The sequence below is a fragment of the Rhizobium sp. LC145 genome (genome assembly GCF_001005825.1).
GTDB lineage: Bacteria > Pseudomonadota > Alphaproteobacteria > Rhizobiales > Rhizobiaceae > Neorhizobium.
The window spans coordinates 404842-420908 of the sequence record NZ_LBHV01000003.1 but is presented as its reverse complement, the minus strand read 5'-3'; the positions used below and the strand labels follow the sequence as shown (position 1 = coordinate 420908).

Here is a 16067-nt window from a genome sequence, read left to right as displayed (position 1 = left end):
AACGAATGTTAGACAGCCTTGGCCTTGGCGGCCTTGGTGAACTTCTTGATGACCATCTCGCGCTTGAGCCGCGAGATATGGTCGATGAAGAGCACGCCGTTCAGATGGTCGATCTCGTGCTGCAGGCAGGTCGCGAGCAAGCCGTCGGCCTCCACCAGATGCTCCTTGCCGTCACGCCCGATATGCTTGACGGTCACGATGGCGGGACGTTCCACCTCGGCGTAATAATCCGGGATCGACAGGCAGCCTTCCTCGTAGACCGAGCGTTCGTCGGAGGACTTCACGATCTCAGGATTGATGAAGACCAGCGGCTGCTTCTCCTCGTCCTCACGCGACACGTCGATCACCAGAAGACGGCGCGGAACGCCGATCTGGATCGCCGCCAGGCCGATGCCCGGCGCGTCATACATGGTTTCCAGCATGTCGTCGGCAAGCCGCAGCACGTCGTCATCCACCTGTTCAACAGGCTTGGAGACTTGGCGAAGCAACGGGTCCGGCAGAATAATAAGAGGCTTGATCGTCATGGCCTCCCCTTAGCGCATCTTTTTTCCCGATGGAACAGGGATCGCCATGGTTTGAGCAGAAATGTTCACGTTTTGATCTTTTCCTCCGGCAAAATTCTGCTAGTCTCCTGGCATGGAAACATTCCTCGACCGCATTCTGGCAGCATCGGCCAGCCTCCCCGCGAACATGATTCCGCTTGCTGCGGCCGGACTCGTCGCGATGGTCGCCATTATCCTCGCGCTTCATCTGAGAGGCGCGTCGCGGCGGGAACGCGAGGAAGCCGCGTTTCGCGCGGCGGAATCAGAGGCCCGGCTCGGCGAACTCATGCGGCTGCAATCGGAAACGCAGGGGCGGCTTTCGGCCATGGCCGAAGCCCTGTCGGCCCGCCAGTCCGAACTGAACCAGGCGGTGAGCCAGAGGCTCGACGGCATGAGCCACCGGCTCGGCGCGACCATCACGGAACAGACGAAATCGACCCATGAGAACCTGCGCAGGCTGCAGGAGCGGCTTGCGGTGATCGACGCCGCGCAGAACAATATCCAGTCGCTCGCCAAGGATGTCGTCGGCCTGCAGGCAATCCTTTCCAACAAGCAGACGCGCGGTGCTTTCGGGCAGGGGCGCATGGAGGCGATCGTCGCCGATGGCCTTCCCTTGGGCGCCTACAGCTTCCAGACCTCGCTTTCCAACGGAACGCGGCCGGACTGCACCATCAAGATGCCGAATGGCGCGCCGCCACTCGTCATCGACGCCAAATTTCCTCTCGAAGCGTGGAACGCCTTCCGTGAGGCCGCCGCCCCAGAGGCGCGACGCGCGGCCTCACAGCAGTTCCGGCGCGATCTCGAAGTGCATATCCGCGATATCGCCGAAAAATACCTGCTCCCCGGCGAAACGCAGGAAATGGCCTTTCTCTTCGTGCCCTCGGAATCGATCTTCGCGGAGATCCACGAGCATTTCGAGGCCGTCGTGCAGAAGGCGCAACGCTCCCGCGTGGTCATCGTCTCGCCTTCGCTGCTGATGCTGTCGATCCAGGTGATCCAGGCGGTGCTGAAGGACCAGCGCATGCGCGAGCAGGCCCATCTCATCCAGGGCGAAGTCGCGCTCTTGATGGAAGACCTTGGCCGGCTCGACGAGCGCACCCGGAAGCTCCAGGGGCATTTTTTCGCCGCGCAGAAGGATGTCGAGCAGATCCTGACCTCCACCGAAAAGCTCAACCGGCGCGGGGCCAAGATCGGCATGCTGGAACTCGAGCCTCCGCCCGAACCGGAGAAGGCGACCGAAAAGCCGTCGATGCGCGCCGTCGAGAGCAGGACCGGGCTCTTGAAGCTGCGGGTGGTTGACGAGGAGTGATGCTCTCGGGCAGTGTCTCGCGCACTTCAACAGCAGGCAGGCCTCTCATGATTACCGTCCTCGGCTCCATCAACATGGATCTCATCGCTTCCACCGAACGCCTGCCGAAGCCGGGTGAAACGGTCGCCGGGTCGAATTTCTCCACCGCCGCCGGCGGTAAGGGCGCCAATCAGGCGCTGGCAGCCCGCCGCGCCGGCAGCCAGGTGGCGATGGCCGGCGCCGTGGGCAAGGATACCTTCGCCGACCCCGCCCTTGCCCTTCTCGATGAAGCAGGCGTCGATCTCTCCTCCGTCCGCCGCACGGAGGAACCCACCGGTACCGCACTCATCCTCGTCGGCAGAACGGGCGAGAACATGATCGCGGTGGTGCCGGGCGCCAACGGCACGGTCGGCGAGGAGCAGGCCATTGCCGCGGTCGACGCCATGCGGAAGGGCGATATCCTGATGCTGCAGCTCGAAATCCCGGCTGCGGCCGTGGAGGCGGTGCTCAAAGCAGCCCGGTCGAAGGGCATTCTCACGGTCATCAACACGGCGCCGCTCACGGCCGACGCGGCACGGCTCGCGCGCCTTGCCGATATCGTCATCGCCAACGAGACCGAATTCGAGCTCCTGACCGGCAAGCCGGTCGTCGAGCGGGAGGCACGGGAGGCAGCACTCCGCGCACTTGCCGCGGAAACCGGACAGACCCTGGTGGTAACGCTCGGCGCCGAAGGGGTCGTCGCCATCCGCGATGGCCGCATTTTCACAGCCGAAGGGCTTGCGATCGAGCCGGTCGACACCGTCGGGGCCGGCGATACCTTCTGCGGCTATCTCGCGGCCAGCCTCGAACAGGGGCTCGATTTCGCCGCGGCGCTGCGCCGGGCGGCGGTTGCCGGCTCTCTCGCCTGCCTCACGCGCGGCGCACAGCCCTCGATCCCGCTTGCGGGAGACGTCGCGGCCCGGATTTAGGCCCGGAAATCCGGGGCTGGCCCTCCGGTTTTTTAGATTTTATCCAAATTTAAGACATCCTCGCTAGCGTCGCCGTCGACCGCCGCGGCTGCTCACGCCATCGTTCCCGCCGCGGCACCGGCTCCATGAAGGGGCGGCATTTCCCCCGCCGTTTCCGGCATTTTCCCGCAGCCCTTTCATGAGGCGACGATGTTTCCGTTGCAGATCAGATCCCTTTCCACGAAACTCATCCTGGTGACCGGCGTTGCCATCGCCTTTCTCCTGATCGTTTCCAACCTCTACCTCATTCTCCAGACCCGCGAGCGCATCGCGGCGCTGACGCTCGATCAGGCCAAGGCCGAAGCGCAGGCGATTGCGAACGACATCGCCGCGGAAATCGGCCAGATCGCCGGGTCGGCCCGTTCGATGGCGGGAATGATCGGCAGGGCGCATGAGGGCAAGCGGCTCGATCGCAAGGGCTATATGGACATTCTGAAGGCAAATCTGGAGCAGAACAGCTTTGCCTTCGGTAGCTGGTTTGGCGAAAAGCCGAGGGCTTTCGATCGCCTCAACGACGACCTGGTAGGCAGGACGGATTTCGGCGGGAACAAGAAAGGCGAGTTCGCCCCGTACTGGACGAGGAACAAGGCCGGCGAGATCAGCCTCACCACGTTCGAGCACGATCCGGAGGCGGAGTGGTGCAAGCTTGCCGCCACTTCGATGAAGGGAGCGCTGACGCGCCCCTATATCGAAAATTCGACGGGCGAAAACAACGCGATGACGTCGATCGCCTATCCCGTCAAGTCGAAGGGTGAACTGGTCGGCGTCACGGGTATCGACATCTCGCTCACAACGCTGTCGCAGAAGCTGATAGCCCTGCGTCCCTTCGGCGAAGGACGGGTAACGCTTCTTTCGCAGGATGGCAGCTGGCTTGTTTCGCCGATCGAAGACATCCTGATGAAGCCCTATGACGGCGAGGGCTCCGACGTCATCAAATCGACGCTCTCCAGCCTCAAGCCCGGCATCATCAAAGACCTCACTTTCGACGGACACCCCCCTTTCGACAGGCTGGTCTATCCGTTCACTCTTCCTGATCTGAACACCAACTGGATCGTCCTCGTCGATATTCCCCATTCCGCGATCAACGTGCCGGTCAACGAGCAGACCTATGTCATGGTCCTCGGCGGGCTTGCCGTGCTGGCTGCGGTCGTCATGGCGCTTTACTTCGCGACGAGAAGCTTCGTCGCCAAGCCGATTTCCAGCCTGGTGACCTGCGTGAAACAGCTGAGCGACGGCGATTACAAGACGCCGGTGCAGGGCCAGGATCGCGCCGACGAACTAGGCGCCGTCGCAAAGGCATTGGAAGGCTTCCGTTTTGCGCTGGCTGATACCCGGCGGCTGGAAGCCGAGGCCGAGACTCAGCGCCATACCGCGGAGAGCGAACGGAGCCGCTCCGAGGCGGAACGCGAGGCGGTTGCCCATCAGCAGGCGCATATCGTCGCCGTCTTGGCCAATGGCCTCGCAGAGCTTTCCAACGGCAATCTCCGCTATCGCATCGAAGATGACTTCCCCGGCGAATACGCCAAGCTGAAGGTGGATTTCAACCAGGCGCTTACGAGCCTCGAGGAGACCATCGCGACCGTCAGCGCCACGGTGCACAGCATCGGCAACGGCACCGCGGAGATCACCGGCAGCGCCGAAGATCTCTCCCGCCGCACCGAACAGCAGGCGGCGAGCCTGGAAGAGACCGCCGCTGCCCTCAACGAGCTGACGGCCCAGGTCAATTCGAGCGCCGAAAACGCCCGCTCCGCGGCCTCCACAGTCAATCTGGCCTGCGGAGATGCGGAAAAGTCGGGCGAAGTGGTGCAGAAGGCCGTCGCCTCGATGCAGGGGATCGCCCAATCCTCGCAGGAGATTTCCCGCATTATCGGCGTCATCGACGACATCGCCTTCCAGACCAACCTCCTGGCGCTCAACGCAGGCGTGGAAGCCGCCCGCGCCGGCGAGGCGGGCAAGGGCTTCGCCGTGGTCGCCCAGGAGGTACGCGAACTCGCACAGCGCTCCGCCAATGCCGCCAAGGAGATCAAGGGGCTCATCAACACGTCCGCAAGCCAGGTCAACGAGGGTGTGGAACTGGTCGGCAAATCGGGCGACACGCTGCAGAAGATCGCCGTTCAGGTCATGCAGATCAACGGTCTAATCCGCCAGATTTCGGCCTCCGCGAGCGAGCAGGCGACGGGCCTCAAGGAGATCAACTCCGCCGTCAACCAGATGGACCAGGTCACGCAGCAGAACGCCGCCATGGTGGAGGAAACCACCGCCGCCAGCACGGTGCTGCGCAGCGAAGCGGAAACCCTGAAGTCACTGGTGGCGCGCTTCCGCATTTCCGGACAGGCGGGGCCAGCGCAGACGGATGTGCAAGGGCTGCGGCGCATGGCCGAGACCATGCGCTCGCCGGGCCCCGCCCCGGCCAGGGCGCCCCGCGCCAAGCCCGCGCAAGCGGCCGTGCAGGGTGCGAACGCACTTTCCGCCGACGATTGGCAAGAATTCTGATACTTTTCACCGATCAACCGAAAAAGCCGCCGGTCTCCCGGCGGCTTTTTTCATGGATGGCATGGTTCCCTCGGTGGCCTTACAGCCTGCCGACGCGCTCCGTCAGCAATTCGAAAAAGCCATCGGCATCGACATCCCGCATGACGCGGGCATTGGCCTTGCGGCCGGAAACGCGCCACCAGTCGACCACCGTCATGCCGGCCGTCAGCTCCGATCGGGTCTCGATTTCCACATTGCATTCGCGGCCGGAGAAAAGCTCCGGCTTCAGGAGGTAGGCGATCACACTCGGGTCGTGAAGCGGCCCGCCGTCCGAGCCGTATTTCTCCACGTCGAAGCGCTCGAAGAAGGCGAGCCAATCGACCAGAACCTGGGCCGGCCGGGTGCCGAGTGCGGCGATCTTCGCGACCCGGTCCTTCTTGGTCAGCAATTGATGGGTCACGTCGAGCGGCATCATCACGATCGGAATGCCGGAGGCGAAGACGATCTTGGCCGCTTCCGGATCGACATAGACGTTGAACTCGGCGGCCGGCGTGATGTTGCCGCCCTCGAAGAAGCCGCCGCCCATCATCACCAGTTCACGAATGCGCGGTGCGATGTCCGGCGCCTTTTCGAGCGCGAGCGCCAGATTGGTGAGCGGGCCGAGCGTGCAGAGCGTCACCGCGCCTTCCGGCTCCCGCCGCAAAGTCTCGATGATGAAGTCCACCGCATGGGTCTTCCGAACCGTCATCGTGGGCTCGGGCAGTTCGGCGCCGTCGAGGCCGGTCCTGCCGTGGACGTGTTCGGCGGTCACCTGCGGCCGCGCGATGGGCTTTTCAGCCCCCTCGTAGACCGCGGCATCGGGGCGCCCGCAGAGTTCGCAGACGATGCGCAGGTTGCGGCTCGTGAAGCTCAAGGGAACATTGCCGGCGACCGCTGTCAGGCCGAGCACTTCCAGTTCGTCCGGACTTGCGAAGGCGAGCATGATGGCCGCCGCATCGTCCTGCCCCGGATCGGTATCGATGATGATTTTCCTACGCTCTGCCATCCGTCAGCCCCTCATTTCTCCGCTGGCTTGTTGGGGCCTCGCCGCACCGCTTGTCAAGTGCGCGCCCGCGTCGGCATGACGCAACGCCGGGTAGGCTGCGGGCGCGGCGGGCTTCTTGCGATCGGCCGCCCAACTCCCATATACAGGAAAAGTTCGCGCGCCTTTTAAGGGCGCGGACATGGTCGCTTGAATACAAGGACTGACGATGAGCCGAATGACGCCGTTCGCGAGCCCGCTGCTCCTGGGCTTCGACGCCATGGAAAAGACCTTGGAGCGTCTCGCCAAAGCCAACGACGGCTATCCTCCCTACAATATCGAGCGCATCCATGCGGACAGCTCGGGCGAGCCGGAGCGGCTGCGCATCACCCTTGCCGTGGCCGGCTTCTCCGAGGACGAGCTCGATGTGACGGTGGAGGAAAACCAGCTCCTCATCCGCGGGCGCCAGACCGAGCAGCCGGAACGGGACTATCTCTATCGCGGCATCGCCGCCCGTCAGTTCCAGCGCGTTTTCGTGCTGGCGGATGGCATGCAGGTCTCCGGCGCGCGGCTTAGAAACGGTCTTCTCTCCGTCGATCTTACTCGACCGGAACCGGCGCGGATGGTGCGAAAAATTAACATTTCCGTCTCAAAGTAGGCCAACGGCGTGAATGCCGTTGCGCCCTCAATACTGGAGGCTGGAATGCTCCTGAAAGAAGCGACCTCGCGTTTGACGCAGTCCGAACTTGCTCATCTCGGCACCGGGGAAGTCGGATATATCCGCAAGATACGGTCGGAAGATGTCTCCCGTTGCTTTCCCGAAGCACCCGAAATCGACCCGAATCTCGACCTCTGGGCCCTGTTCGGCGCCGATGGCACTCCGATCCTTTTGACCGACAACCGCTCCAGCACCTTTTTCAAGGCGGCGGAAGACGAGCTGAAGACCGTCAGCCTGCACTGACGGAAACCTTCGCTCAAACCTTGCGGAAGGTCAGGTAGGCGGAGGAGCGACCTTCGCGCCGGGCCTTTGCCTCGTAGCGGGTTCCGGGCCAGCCTGCGAACGGCGTCAGCCAGTCGGAAGCCTGCTCGGCCGTCCATTCGAAGCCACCGTGATCGCAGCAATGGATGAGCGTCCAATTGACGTAAGTGTCGATATCGGACGCGAACAGGAATAGACCGCCGGGCTTCAGGACCCGATGGAAGCGATCCAGATTGACCTGCGAGACGAACCGCCGCTTCCAGTGTTTCCGCTTCGGCCAGGGATCGGGATAAAGCAGGTCGATCCGGTCCAGCGAACCTTCCGGCAGCCAGTCCAAAACTTGCGTCGCATCGTCGTCATAGAGGCGGACGTTCTTCAATCCGAGATCATCGACACGCGACAGCAGCTTGGCCATCGAGTTGACGAATGGCTCCACCCCGATGAAGCCCGTGTTGCGGCTCTCGGACGCGCGGTGGATCAGGTGCTCGCCTCCCCCGAAGCCGATTTCGAGCCGTACCTCCTCCACCGAGATAGGAAACAGCTCCTCGAGCCTTACCGGCGCCGGTGCCTTGAGATCGAGTTTCAGCGCCGGAAGCAGCGAGGCGAGATATTCGGCCTGGCGCTCGCGCAGCGGTTTGCCCTTGCGGCGTCCGAAGAAGGCTTCGGTCGAGCGGCTCGGGTGCGGCTGTTCGGTCATCGGCGGTTCTTTCATGACAAAAGCGGGCGTCTCGATCAGAGGCACCCGCTTTACAGTTTTATTGGCTCGTCCGTAAAGGGCGATCAGGCAGCCTTGAGCGTCTCGTCCTTCAGAGCATCCTTGAGCGGCTTCACGAGGTCTGTCTTCTCCCAGGAGAAGGAACCGTCGCGGCCGGCCTTGCGTCCGAAGTGGCCGTAAGCGGAGGTCTTGGCGTAGATCGGCTTGTTGAGGTCGAGGTGACGGCGGATGCCCGACGGCGAAAGGTCCATGACCTTGCGGATCGCGGCTTCAACCTGGTCCTCGGTCACGCCCTTGCCGGTGCCGTGCAGATCGACATAGACCGACAGCGGCTGGGCGATGCCGATCGCATAGGAAAGCTGGATCGTGCAGCGGTCGGCGAGACCGGCGGCAACGACGTTCTTGGCCAGGTAGCGGGCGGCATAGGCGGCCGAACGATCCACCTTGGTCGTGTCCTTGCCGGAGAAAGCGCCGCCGCCATGCGGGGCCGCGCCACCATAGGTATCGACGATGATCTTGCGGCCGGTGAGGCCGGCATCGCCGTCAGGACCGCCGATCACGAACTTGCCGGTCGGATTGATGTACCACTTGCAGTCCTTGTCGATCGGGAGATCGCCGAGCGCTTCGCGGATATAAGGTTCGACGACGGAGCGGACCTTCTTCGAATCCCAGCTCTCGTCGAGATGCTGGGTCGAAAGCACGATCGAATCCACGCAAGAAGGTTCGCCCTTTTCGTAGCGGACCGTCACCTGGCTCTTGGCGTCCGGACCGAGCTTGCCAGCATCCCCCTCGCCCTTCTTGCGGGCGGCGGCGAGCAGCTGAAGGATCTTGTGGGAATAGTAGATCGGCGCCGGCATGAGGTCCGGCGTCTCCTTGCAGGCGTAGCCGAACATGATGCCCTGGTCGCCGGCACCCTCGTCGCCCTGCCTGTCGGCGGCGCTGTCCACGCCCTGCGCGATATCGGCCGACTGTGAATGCAGGAGAACGTCGATCTTCGCCGTCTTCCAGTGGAAGCCATCCTGTTCGTAGCCGATGTCGCGGATCGCCTTGCGCGCCGCGGACTTGAACTTGGCGGGATTGATGACGTCCTTGCCGTTCTTGTCCTTCTTCATCAGGCTCGGCGGAAGACGAACCTCGCCGGCGATGACGACACGGTTGGTGGTGGCAAGCGTTTCGCAGGCGATGCGGACGGTCCATGGATCGATGCCGGTCTTTGCCGCTTCGCGGTAAACCAGATCGACGATTTCATCGGAGATACGGTCACAAACCTTGTCCGGATGGCCTTCGGCAACGGACTCGCTGGTGAACAGGTAGCTTGGGCGCATTGCGGGATTCCCCTCAAAGAATAAGCCGCCCCTGTGTAGTAAGTTCGCGCCTCAAAGACAAGCGTACAACGACATAAATATATCTTTATGCCTAGAAACGCCTGCTATATTCGCCCGTCGGCACGCAACAAAAAAGCGGCCCGGAGGCCGCTTTCTGTCCAAGATCCCGAAGGAGCCGGAAAAATCACTCCACGTCGGCGTCCGCTGCGAGCGCCTTCACGAGGTCGACCACGCGACGCCGGACCTTCGGATCCGAAATCTTCACGAAGGCGCGGTTGAGCTGCAGCCCCTCGGCGGAGGAGAGAAAATCCACGACGTAGTTCGAACTCGAAGCCTCCGCCATGCCGCCCGGCGTTGACTGGTCGCCCGGAGCATCCTCGAAGAAGAAGGAGACCGGAACGTTCAGTATGCTGGAGATGTTCTGCAGCCGGCTGGCACCCACGCGGTTGGTGCCCTTCTCGTACTTCTGAATCTGCTGGAAGGTGATGCCCAGGCTTTCACCCAGCTTTTCCTGACTCATTCCGAGCATGGTACGACGAAGACGGATCCGGCTACCGACATGAATGTCGATCGGGTTCGGCTTCTTCTTGTTCTCAATCATCTCGATGTCCTGCGAAGTTGCTTGTTAATCCCCAACCCGGTCTGCGTGTGGAAGATGTATTTCTTGCGGCGTCACTACAGACACCTCCGTTTTCAGCCTAGGCCGGACGGAAGGTTTTTCCACTATGCATTTTTAGGGTTTTTCGGTCAATTCTTACTAAAATTAAAACCAACACGCGAAAAAACTGCAATCAGTGCCAGAACCAGCGAGATCAACCAAAAGTAATCCTGACGCGTGAAGTTTCGCTGATCTGAACGTATTTCGCGTGCAATGGTTGCATCTATCACACCCTTGTGATTGAAATCCAGCCCGTCGACAACCCGTCCGAAAGGGTCGACGACGGCGGAAATGCCGCTATTGGCCGCCCGGATGAGGGGCAATCCCGTCTCGATCGCCCGGATGCGCGCCTGCTGAAAGTGCTGGTAGGGACCCGGCGTCTCTCCGAACCAGGCATCGTTGGTGATGTTGAGAAGGGCATTGGCGCGCTGGATGTCGGGGCCTATCTCGTCGGGAAAGATCGCCTCGTAACAGATCAGCGGGTAGAAGGCCTGGCCGTCCGGCAGCGTCAGCAGCGAACGCTGGGAGGCGGCGGTGAAGCCGCCGGGCAGGGCAACCAGATTGTCGATGCCGAAATCGCGCAGGATATTTTCGTAAGGCACGTATTCCCCGAAGGGGGTGAGATGCACCTTGTCGGAGGCGGCGATGATCTGGCCGTTGCTGTCGATCACATAGACGGAATTGTAGAAACGCGGCGTCAGCCCCCCGCCCGCATCCTCCGCCCGCACGGCGCCGGCGATCAGGATCTGGCCGTCCTGCAGCACGTCTGCGATGCGGGCCAGCGCATCCTGGCTGCGGGTGAGGAGGAAGGGCACCGAGGTTTCCGGCCAGACGATGATGTCCGGACGCTTGCCGCCATTTTCGGGCGGCAGGGCCGAGAGCGCCAGATGCTCCTCGAAAATCGCGGCCCGATCGCCATTCTCGAGCTTGCGGGACTGATCGATCACCGGCTGCACCAGGCGGACCACCGTCCGCCCTTCCGGCGGAACCGAAGCGGCGGCGTCCGTCCCCATGAGACGCCAGGCGCCGTAACCGAGATGGGCGCACAGGAGCAGCGCTGCGAGCGCAAGCCCGATGCGCATGCCCTTGCGTGTTCCGATCAGTGCGGGCGCGGAGAAGACGAAAACCGAAAGCGCCGTGACGCCGAAAATGCCGATGACGCCCGCCGATTGCATCATCAGCGGCATCGGCATGGCTCCGTAGCCGACGGCGTTCCACGGAAAGCCGGTGGCGAGGAAGCTGCGCAGCCATTCGGCGATGCCGAAAGCGGCCGCAAGGGCTGCGATGCGGCCCATGCCGTCCGACCAGAGAAGGCGGGCGAGCGCCGCCGCCAGGCCGTAAAAAAGCGCGAGGAACGCCGGCAGCCCCAGGATGGCGAGCGGCAGCGCCCAGGCGAACTGATCCGCCTCGATCAGCAGCGCATTGCCGAGCCACCAGAGCCCGGCCACGAAATATCCGAGGCCGAACAGCCAGCCGAGCACGAAGGCGGACCGGAGGCGGGAAAGATAGCCGCCGTCCGGATTGCCGGTCGTCCCATCCATCAGCCAGACGAACAGCGTGAAGGAAACGAAGAGGGCGGCGAAAAACCCGAAGGGCGGCAGGGCGAGCGCGCCGAACGCTCCCGCGGCGATGGCCAGAAGAGCACGGGGCCAGCCCCACAGAAGCATGATCCTGCCCGCCAGCCGCTCCATGGAATTTCCCCTGTTGCCCCGAATCAGCCGCCGCAGTCTTTCAAAAAACGCCGCGCTTGTCGCCCGCCCGCAGCGACGGCCAGCGACAGTCGAGGCGTATCGGAAGCTTTCGGATACGCCTCTCACGCTCTGCCTGGTGGTTTAGGCTTTCTGGGGATTATTGCTGCGGATTGGCCTGCTCTCCGTTCCGGGCGGAAGGCGGCGGCAGGAGGGTCGAAGGCGTCTGGTCGGGCAAAGCGCCCTCCCCCTCGCCCTTCGCATGCCGCCGGCGCGCGAGCGCGCGCTTGCGGATGATGCGGACCCGCTTGATGCGGCGCGGATCGGCATCGAGAATCTGGAACTCGAAACCGGGCACCGCCTGCACCATTTCGCCCCGGACCGGGATGCGTCCAAGCGCGGAGAAGATGAGGCCGCCGAGCGTGTCGACATCCTCGAGCCGGTCGCGAATATCGAAATCCGGACCGATCGCCTCGGCGATATCCTCCAGTTCGACACGCGCATCGGCGATGAAGGCGTCGTCGGCCGTGCGGGAGAACATCACCTCTTCGTCGTCGTGCTCATCCTCGACATCGCCGATCACCATCTCGACGATATCCTCGTGCGATACGAGACCATCGGTGCCGCCGTATTCATCGATGACGAGCGCCATCTGGGTGCGCGCCGCCTGCATGCTCTGCAAAAGGTCCGAAGCGAGCATGGAAGGCGGTACGAACAGGATCTTGCGCACAAGGCCCGCCTCGGCGACCGTCTTTCCAAGATCGACGCGGCCGAGATCGAAAGCAGGCCGGGCCGTACGCGCCGGCTTTTCTCCATTGCTCGTAGGAGCCACGGTTTTCGAGCCGCTGCGGCGCTTGTTGCGCGCTTCCTTGGCCAGATAGGAGAGAAGATCACGGATGTGGACGAAGCCGCGCGCATCGTCGAGATTGTCGCTATAGACCGGCATGCGCGAGCGGCCGGTCTTGTCGAAATGGATCATCAGCTCGCCGAGCGTCATATCCATGTCGACCGCCTCGATATCGGCGCGCGGCACCATGATGTCCTCGACACGCACCTCGCGGAAGCGCAGGATATTGTGCAGCATCGCCCGCTCTTCGGGCGAGAACGCGTTGCTGACATTGGTATCGGTCATCAACGCGTCGGCGAGATCCTCGCGCAGCTTTTCGCCTTGCGAAGGGCGCAGCAGTCTCAGCACCCGAGACCAGAATGTATTGTAGGATTTGGTGGGTTGTTCGGCTCGCGAGTGACTACTGCCCTCGTCCGAGGAGGAAGCGTCCGAACTGTCCCTGCCCTCAGGGGCAACATTGTTCGATAGATCGTTCATAGGCTCATTCTATACCAAGGGACCCTGTCCCGCATAGGGGTCAGATAGGCCCAGCACTCCCAAAATGCGAGTCTCCAGCCCCTCCATTTTTTCCGCCTCGTCCGCTTCCATGTGATCGTAGCCGAACAAATGGAGGAATCCATGGACGAGGAGATGGGTCAGATGTTCCTCGAAGGTCTTCTCCAGTTCAGCCGCCTCGCGCTCGACGGTTTGGCGGGCGATGACGATATCGCCGAGCATCGGGCCCGGCTTTTTGCCCGGCGTCAGCGGGAAAGCGGGAAAGGAAAGCACGTTGGTGGGCTTGTCCTTGCCCCGCCATTCGGCATTGATTTGCTGGATTTCCTCGTCGCCGGTGAAGACCAGCGAGAGTTCCGGCGCCATTTCGGGAAAGGGCTGGCCTTCCTCGCGCACTAGCAAATCGACGGCGGCGGCAAGCGTCCGCTCGCTCAAGGCGGCCAGCACCTGTTCATCGGGCCAGCCGTCGTCTTCCACGCTGATCTGAATGTCGAGTTTCGGCATGGCCACGGAGACCGCTAGCGGTCTCCGTCCTCGCTTTCTTCGTGAACGGCGTATTGCGCGTCATAGGCCCGGACGATGCGGCCGACCAGCGGGTGGCGCACGACATCGGTGTCCTTGAAGCGGATCACCGATATGCCCTCGACGCCGTTCAAGATATGCAGCGCCTCGACAAGGCCGGATTTCACGCCGCGCGGCAGGTCGACCTGGCTCGGATCGCCGGTGATGATCATCCGCGAATTCTCACCGAGGCGGGTCAGGAACATCTTCATCTGCATCGATGTGGTGTTCTGAGCCTCGTCCAGAATGACGGCGGCGTTGGCAAGCGTGCGGCCGCGCATGAAGGCGAGCGGCGCGATTTCGATGACGCCGGCGGTGATCGCCCGCTCCACCTTGTCGCCCGGGATCATGTCATAGAGCGCGTCATAGAGCGGCCGGAGATAGGGATCGACCTTCTCCTTCATGTCGCCGGGCAAGAAGCCCAGGCGCTCGCCGGCTTCCACAGCCGGACGCGACAGGATAATGCGGTCCACCGCGCCGCGCTCCAGAAGCTGGGCGGCGTGGGCGACGGCGAGATAGGTCTTGCCGGTGCCCGCGGGCCCAACGCCGAAGACCAGCTCGGCGCGTTCCAGGGCCCGCATATAAGCGTCCTGGTTCGGCGTGCGGGCGGCGATCGTCTTCTTGCGCGTGGAAATCTGAGCCATGGAAAGCTTTGCTTTGCGCTCCAGCGTCGGCAGCGTCAACTGGTCGTCGGCGGCCTGCGCCATGCGGATGGCGCCTTCCACGTCGGATGCCTCGACGGAACCGCCCTTCTGCACCCGCTCATAGAGGAAGTCGAGCGCGCGGCGTGCCTGGTTGGTGGTGATCACGTCACCCGAGATGGTGACCGAATTGCCCCGCGCCCGCGCATCGATGTTGAGGCGCTCTTCCAGAAGCTTCAGGTTCTGATCGAATTGACCGAAGAGTTCGCTGGCGAACCTGTTGTTCTCGAACGTCAGGACGAAGTGATTTGCGTCGGTGGCGGCGGTTTGTGGCTGTCGCGGGGAAGAAGAAACCAGTTCGCGTCCGTTCAAGCAGGCAAGCTCCCCAAATAATCAGGCACCTATTAAACCCTCTGCCGGTTCGGCAAACAAGCTGTTCGGGCCGGTTCCCGTGATTCGTACTTTGATAATGTCACCGATTTGCGATGCTTTTGCATCAACATTCACGGATTGAAGCCAGGGAGACCGCCCAATAAGTTGCCCAGGCATGCGCCCCGGCTTCTCCAGCAGCAAGTCTATCACCTTGCCCACACAGGATTTGGCGAAGGCCGCCTGCTGTTTCAAGAGCAGGGCCTGCAATCTTTCCAGCCGTTCGGCCTTTATTTCTTCCGGGACCTGGTCGGACAATTCAGCGCCGGGCGTGCCCGGCCGCGTCGAATATTTGAACGAGAAGGCCTGGGCGTAGTTCACTTCCTCGACGATCCTCAGCGTATCCTCGAAATCGGCATCCGTCTCGCCGGGGAAGCCGACGATGAAATCGCCCGACATCGCGATATCGGGTCGCGCTTTCCGGATGCGCTCGATAAGGCGGAGATATTCCGCGGCGGTGTGGCGACGGTTCATGGCCTTCAGGATACGGTCCGAGCCCGCCTGCACCGGCAGATGCAGATAGGGCATTAGGGCCCGCAGGTCGCGATGCGCCTCGATCAGCCCGTCGTCCATGTCACGCGGATGGCTGGTGGTGTAACGCAGGCGGGCCAGCCCCGGGATCTCGGCCAGCCGATAGAGCAGGTTGCCGAGGCTCCATTCGCGCCCATCGGGGCCTACGCTTCGCCAGGCATTGACGTTCTGGCCGAGGAGCGTGATCTCGCGCACGCCGCCATCGACGAGCCGCTGCGCCTCGTCCACGATCTGGGAAAACGGGCGGGAAACTTCCGCGCCGCGCGTATAGGGCACCACGCAGAAGGTGCAGAACTTGTCGCAGCCTTCCTGCACCGTAAGAAACGCGGTTACGCCGCGGGCGCGGATCCTGGCCTTGTCGGTCGCGGGCAGATGCTCGAACTTGTCCTCGACCGCATATTCGGTATCCACCACCCGCTGCCCGTCGCGGGCGCGTTTCAGCGCTTCCGGCAGGCGATGATAGGTCTGCGGGCCGATGACCATATCCACGGCTGGCGCGCGGCGGAGGATTTCCTCGCCCTCGGCCTGGGCGACGCAGCCTGCGACGCCGATCATCAGCTCCTTGCCGTCGGCGGCGCGCTCGTTCTTCATGTCGCGCAGCCGACCGAGCGCGGAATAGACCTTTTCGGCCGCCTTCTCGCGGATATGACAGGTATTGAGCAGGATGAGATCGGCCTCGCCCATCTCCTCGGTCGGCACATAGCCTTCGCCCGCCAGCGCATCGCTCATGCGGCCGGAATCATAGACGTTCATCTGACAGCCATAGGTCTTGATGAAGACCTTGCGGCTGTTCTGGCGCTTGGCGGCGTCTTCGCCCGCCACGGGAAGGGAAACGTGCTCGTTCATGCGAGGCTCAATACCGCAAGAAGCC

Annotated in this window: 15 protein-coding genes; 5 read left to right on the top strand and 10 right to left on the bottom strand. The window is 62.8% G+C overall.

The window, feature by feature from the left end; genetic code table 11:
- Window positions 1-8: 8 nt before the first annotated feature.
- The gene (gene def / locus YH62_RS10390; RefSeq protein WP_046794110.1) at window positions 9-524 is read right to left on the bottom strand and encodes a peptide deformylase; all 516 of its coding nucleotides are present in this window, start codon (window positions 522-524) and stop codon (window positions 9-11) included.
- Window positions 525-690: 166 nt separating this feature from the next.
- Between def and rmuC the strand changes: the two genes are divergently transcribed.
- The 3 genes from rmuC (at window position 691) to YH62_RS10375 (ending at window position 5330) form a co-directional block, all read left to right on the top strand.
- A complete protein-coding gene (gene rmuC, locus YH62_RS10385) occupies window positions 691-1851 on the top strand; it encodes a DNA recombination protein RmuC (protein WP_245282083.1) in 1161 nt (386 codons plus the stop codon).
- Window positions 1852-1898: 47 nt separating this feature from the next.
- Window positions 1899-2798: a ribokinase gene (locus YH62_RS10380; RefSeq protein WP_046794108.1), complete on the top strand. Its 900-nt coding sequence runs from the start codon at window positions 1899-1901 to the stop codon at window positions 2796-2798.
- Window positions 2799-2987: 189 nt separating this feature from the next.
- Window positions 2988-5330 carry a methyl-accepting chemotaxis protein gene (locus YH62_RS10375; RefSeq protein WP_046794107.1) on the top strand — a complete coding sequence of 781 codons (2343 nt, stop codon included), beginning with the start codon at window positions 2988-2990 and terminating at the stop codon, window positions 5328-5330.
- Window positions 5331-5409: 79 nt separating this feature from the next.
- On the opposite strand, the gene YH62_RS10370 is transcribed toward YH62_RS10375, so the two are convergent.
- Entirely contained in the window at window positions 5410-6354 is a 945-nt protein-coding gene (locus YH62_RS10370; RefSeq protein WP_046794106.1) for a nucleoside hydrolase, read from the bottom strand.
- A 205-nt stretch (window positions 6355-6559) separates the two neighbouring features.
- On the opposite strand from YH62_RS10370, the gene YH62_RS10365 reads away from it, so the two are divergent.
- Both YH62_RS10365 and YH62_RS10360 read left to right on the top strand, forming a co-directional pair.
- On the top strand, window positions 6560-6988 hold the full coding sequence (locus YH62_RS10365; protein ID WP_046794105.1) for an Hsp20 family protein: 429 nt from the start codon (window positions 6560-6562) through the stop codon (window positions 6986-6988).
- Window positions 6989-7033: 45 nt separating this feature from the next.
- On the top strand, window positions 7034-7291 hold the full coding sequence (locus tag YH62_RS10360; protein WP_046794104.1) for a DUF1150 family protein: 258 nt from the start codon (window positions 7034-7036) through the stop codon (window positions 7289-7291).
- Window positions 7292-7304: 13 nt separating this feature from the next.
- Here YH62_RS10360 and YH62_RS10355 read toward each other — a convergent pair whose 3' ends face one another.
- The 8 genes from YH62_RS10355 to miaB all read right to left on the bottom strand — a co-directional run bounded on the left by YH62_RS10355 (window position 7305) and on the right by miaB (window position 16042).
- Window positions 7305-8006, bottom strand: a complete 702-nt coding sequence (locus tag YH62_RS10355) for a tRNA (guanosine(46)-N(7))-methyltransferase TrmB (RefSeq protein ID WP_046794338.1) — start codon at window positions 8004-8006, stop codon at window positions 7305-7307.
- An 83-nt stretch (window positions 8007-8089) separates the two neighbouring features.
- Window positions 8090-9349 carry a methionine adenosyltransferase gene (metK, locus tag YH62_RS10350; RefSeq protein WP_046794103.1) on the bottom strand — a complete coding sequence of 420 codons (1260 nt, stop codon included), beginning with the start codon at window positions 9347-9349 and terminating at the stop codon, window positions 8090-8092.
- 184 nt (window positions 9350-9533) lie between these two features.
- The gene (locus YH62_RS10345; RefSeq protein WP_046794102.1) at window positions 9534-9950 is read right to left on the bottom strand and encodes a helix-turn-helix domain-containing protein; all 417 of its coding nucleotides are present in this window, start codon (window positions 9948-9950) and stop codon (window positions 9534-9536) included.
- 146 nt (window positions 9951-10096) lie between these two features.
- Window positions 10097-11698 carry an apolipoprotein N-acyltransferase gene (lnt, locus tag YH62_RS10340; protein WP_046794101.1) on the bottom strand — a complete coding sequence of 534 codons (1602 nt, stop codon included), beginning with the start codon at window positions 11696-11698 and terminating at the stop codon, window positions 10097-10099.
- 157 nt (window positions 11699-11855) lie between these two features.
- On the bottom strand, window positions 11856-13019 hold the full coding sequence (locus YH62_RS10335; protein ID WP_046794100.1) for a hemolysin family protein: 1164 nt from the start codon (window positions 13017-13019) through the stop codon (window positions 11856-11858).
- Between the two features lie 9 nt (window positions 13020-13028).
- Complete coding sequence (gene ybeY / locus YH62_RS10330; protein WP_046794099.1) at window positions 13029-13538, bottom strand: rRNA maturation RNase YbeY; 510 nt, start codon at window positions 13536-13538, stop codon at window positions 13029-13031.
- A 14-nt stretch (window positions 13539-13552) separates the two neighbouring features.
- Entirely contained in the window at window positions 13553-14608 is a 1056-nt protein-coding gene (locus YH62_RS10325) for a PhoH family protein (RefSeq protein WP_046794098.1), read from the bottom strand.
- A 21-nt stretch (window positions 14609-14629) separates the two neighbouring features.
- Entirely contained in the window at window positions 14630-16042 is a 1413-nt protein-coding gene (miaB, locus tag YH62_RS10320) for a tRNA (N6-isopentenyl adenosine(37)-C2)-methylthiotransferase MiaB (RefSeq protein WP_046794097.1), read from the bottom strand.
- Window positions 16043-16067: the final 25 nt, after the last annotated feature.

Excerpts from the sequence above, each read along its gene's own strand:
- lnt (WP_046794101.1), bottom strand. The coding sequence starts at position 11,698 with ATGGAGCGGCTGGCGGGCAGGATCATGCTTCTGTGGGGCTGGCCCCGT.
- metK (WP_046794103.1), bottom strand. The coding sequence starts at position 9,349 with ATGCGCCCAAGCTACCTGTTCACCAGCGAGTCCGTTGCCGAAGGCCAT.
- YH62_RS10345 (WP_046794102.1), bottom strand. The coding sequence starts at position 9,950 with ATGATTGAGAACAAGAAGAAGCCGAACCCGATCGACATTCATGTCGGT.
- def (WP_046794110.1), bottom strand. The coding sequence starts at position 524 with ATGACGATCAAGCCTCTTATTATTCTGCCGGACCCGTTGCTTCGCCAA.
- YH62_RS10375 (WP_046794107.1), top strand. The coding sequence starts at position 2,988 with ATGTTTCCGTTGCAGATCAGATCCCTTTCCACGAAACTCATCCTGGTG.
- YH62_RS10365 (WP_046794105.1), top strand. The coding sequence starts at position 6,560 with ATGAGCCGAATGACGCCGTTCGCGAGCCCGCTGCTCCTGGGCTTCGAC.
- YH62_RS10360 (WP_046794104.1), top strand. The coding sequence starts at position 7,034 with ATGCTCCTGAAAGAAGCGACCTCGCGTTTGACGCAGTCCGAACTTGCT.
- YH62_RS10380 (WP_046794108.1), top strand. The coding sequence starts at position 1,899 with ATGATTACCGTCCTCGGCTCCATCAACATGGATCTCATCGCTTCCACC.
- rmuC (WP_245282083.1), top strand. The coding sequence starts at position 691 with ATGATTCCGCTTGCTGCGGCCGGACTCGTCGCGATGGTCGCCATTATC.
- ybeY (WP_046794099.1), bottom strand. The coding sequence starts at position 13,538 with ATGCCGAAACTCGACATTCAGATCAGCGTGGAAGACGACGGCTGGCCC.
- miaB (WP_046794097.1), bottom strand. The coding sequence starts at position 16,042 with ATGAACGAGCACGTTTCCCTTCCCGTGGCGGGCGAAGACGCCGCCAAG.
- YH62_RS10370 (WP_046794106.1), bottom strand. The coding sequence starts at position 6,354 with ATGGCAGAGCGTAGGAAAATCATCATCGATACCGATCCGGGGCAGGAC.
- YH62_RS10335 (WP_046794100.1), bottom strand. The coding sequence starts at position 13,019 with ATGAACGATCTATCGAACAATGTTGCCCCTGAGGGCAGGGACAGTTCG.
- YH62_RS10355 (WP_046794338.1), bottom strand. The coding sequence starts at position 8,006 with ATGACCGAACAGCCGCACCCGAGCCGCTCGACCGAAGCCTTCTTCGGA.